Source organism: Kitasatospora sp. NPDC057512 (genome assembly GCF_042802135.1).
Classification (GTDB): domain Bacteria; phylum Actinomycetota; class Actinomycetes; order Streptomycetales; family Streptomycetaceae; genus Kitasatospora.
The window spans coordinates 1-2296 of the sequence record NZ_JBHVET010001033.1; the positions used below are offsets into that span (position 1 = coordinate 1).

A 2296-nucleotide genomic window follows, 5' to 3' on the forward strand; every position below is an offset into this window, starting at 1 on the left:
CGGTGCGGGCGGGGCCGGGCCTCGGTCGACCGGGCGTCAGCAGGCGAAGCCGGAGCGCGCGGTCCACTTGTCGAGCTGCGCCCAGGTCTTGGGGCCGACCAGGCCGTCCTTCGGGAGGCCGACACAGCCCTGGAACTTCTTCACGTCGCTCAGCGTGCCGCCGCCGAAGATGCCGTCGCGGGTCAGGTAGCTGTCCTTCAGCGAGTTGTAGAGCTCGCACTGGAGCTGCTTGACGGCCGTCGAGTTGTCGCCGTAGGACAGGAACGGCTCGCTGCTGGTGTAGTTGCACCGCACGGACGCCTGCGCGGAGGCGGCGGGCGCGGCGGCGACGCCGATGGAGAGCGCGAGTGCGGCGACGCCGAGGGCGGCGGTGATCCTCTTCATGGGGCTGTCCCCTTTCAGGGGTCGTCGGGAAGGCGGGTGCACGGTGGCGGCACCCGGCAGGACGCCGGTCCGGTACGGTGCGGGACCGGCCGGAGACCATCCCCCGCGGTCTCCGGCCGGTGTTCCCCCGGCCCGGCACAGCCATCGTGCCGACGGCCCCGGGGCGGTGTCGCCGCCCTTCGGCCTCGCCCGAATCACGGACAATCGGGGCTTCCTCCGCACACGGCGCGAATGCCGCCTGCCGTGGCCCCGGAGGATCGAGGGTGTGGTCGCCGCCGACGAACCGGCCGCCGGGCCCGTCGAGCCGGTACCGACCGAAATGGCCACGGGCCCAGATCAGTTCGCCCGTAGGGGACGGGGCCGGCGCTCACGCCCCCGTGCTGGACGGCGAGTTGCCCCGCCGCGACGCCGTGCCCGGCCGGCCCGTCGCCTCGGCCTCCCGGACGACCACCGCGTCCCCGGCGGCGGCCGCGCTCGCGAAGAAGTCCCGCAGCTCGCGCAGGTCGTGGACGACGAGCGCCGCCCAGGTCTCGGACCAGGGCGTCGGGTACCCGAGGTGCGCGGCCGTACGGGCGAGCACGCTGTTCTGCTGGCGGACGAGTTCACCGAGCGCCGAGCCGCGCAGGAAGGCGGCGGCCGCCACGACCTGTTCCGGGCGCAGCACCGGCATGGCGCCGCCCGGCAGCGCCCCGTCCGGTTCGTGCCGTCCGCCGCCGTAGACGGGCAGTCGGGCGGCCGGGTCGGGGTGCAGCCCGTTCTCGGTGAGCGCGAGTTCCATCAGGACGGCGGTGCGCCGCACGCCGAGGGCGAGCCCGGCGGCGGCCAGCCGGTCGTACCGGAGATCGCGGTCGCGGGGCACGAGTTCGCCGAGTTCCTCCGGCGAGCAGGTCTCCACGGCCTGACCCGGCAGGCGGCGCCAGAAGTGATCCACACTCACCCGCTCAGCGTAACGAAGTCGCGGGGCGCTGCTCCCGCGCCGAGCCGTTCAGGCCTCGTCAAACCGGTTCGGGCCCGTCAGACCGCGTTCAGGGCCCGGCAGAGCGCGTTCGGCCCTCGTCAGACCGCGTTCAGGCCTCGCCGGGGTGCCAGGTGGGCCATTCCCAGGGGCGGTCGGCCCAGTGGACCCGTTGGGGGTCGCGCGGGTCGAGGTCGGGGAAGAGCTGGTGGACGCGCGGCTCGAACTCCTCCGGTGCGAGCGGCTCCCAGCCGTGGCCCTCGAAGCGGACGAGGCGGTAACGGCTGTCGGTGCGGAACTCGGCCACCTCGACCAGGGGGGTGGACGTGCTGTTGGTCTCCATGCCCCCCAGCATGTGGCGCGGTGGCAATCAACGCCCGTCCAGACCCCTCTTCCGGGTCATGTCCCGGCGTCGGCGCGCTCGTTGAGCACAGCAAGGTTCTAGGGGGGCCGCTGGAAGGACGAGCACATGACTGGGCAGCCCACCGGAGGGCAGTGGCAGTGGCCGCAGAACGCATGGCAGCCGCCGCCGGTTCCGACGGATCCGCTACCGCCGTGGTCCACCGCCACACCGCCGAGGCGCCTGTCCCGCAAGGCCTGGACGGCCGCGATGGTCGGCACGGGCGCCGTACTGGCCTCCGTCCTGGCGATGTGCGGGCCCGGGTCGGGTGACGAGCTCAGCGTGGCGGCGCTGCCGGACGCCTCACCCACCGCCTCGGACTCGGCGGCGGCGCGGCTGCTGCCGGTCTCCCCGTCGCCGGTCACGCCGGCGCCGTCCCCGCTGCCGCCGCCCACCCCGGGTGCGGCGGTCCCGGTGACCGGGCCGGGCACGGCGACGGCCGCGCCCGGTGCCGGGGGCGGCGCGACGCCCGACGCCCAGCACACCTCGGCGAGCGCGCGCCCCAAGCCGGGGCACAGCCCGCACACCAGCACGCCGGCCCGTGGCCCGTCGGGCGC

At 75.2% G+C, this 2296-nt stretch carries 3 protein-coding genes and 1 pseudogene; 1 reads left to right on the top strand and 3 read right to left on the bottom strand.

The window, feature by feature from the left end; all coding sequences use genetic code 11:
- Positions 1–36: 36 nt before the first annotated feature.
- The 3 genes from ACFU6K_RS37165 to ACFU6K_RS37175 form a co-directional block, all read right to left on the bottom strand.
- Complete coding sequence (locus ACFU6K_RS37165) at positions 37–384, bottom strand: peptidoglycan-binding protein (RefSeq protein ID WP_380670797.1); 348 nt, start codon at positions 382–384, stop codon at positions 37–39.
- Positions 385–751: 367 nt separating this feature from the next.
- Positions 752–1321 carry a hypothetical protein gene (locus tag ACFU6K_RS37170; RefSeq protein ID WP_380670799.1) on the bottom strand — a complete coding sequence of 190 codons (570 nt, stop codon included), beginning with the start codon at positions 1319–1321 and terminating at the stop codon, positions 752–754.
- Between the two features lie 130 nt (positions 1322–1451).
- On the bottom strand, positions 1452–1682 hold the full coding sequence (locus ACFU6K_RS37175; protein WP_380670801.1) for a hypothetical protein: 231 nt from the start codon (positions 1680–1682) through the stop codon (positions 1452–1454).
- A gap of 126 nt (positions 1683–1808) precedes the next feature.
- Between ACFU6K_RS37175 and ACFU6K_RS37180 the strand changes: the two are divergent.
- Positions 1809–2296: pseudogene (locus ACFU6K_RS37180) on the top strand (hypothetical protein); the annotation flags it as partial.

Coding starts and splice junctions, on each gene's coding strand:
- ACFU6K_RS37165 (WP_380670797.1), bottom strand. CDS start 384: ATGAAGAGGATCACCGCCGCCCTCGGCGTCGCCGCACTCGCGCTCTCC.
- ACFU6K_RS37175 (WP_380670801.1), bottom strand. CDS start 1,682: ATGGAGACCAACAGCACGTCCACCCCCCTGGTCGAGGTGGCCGAGTTC.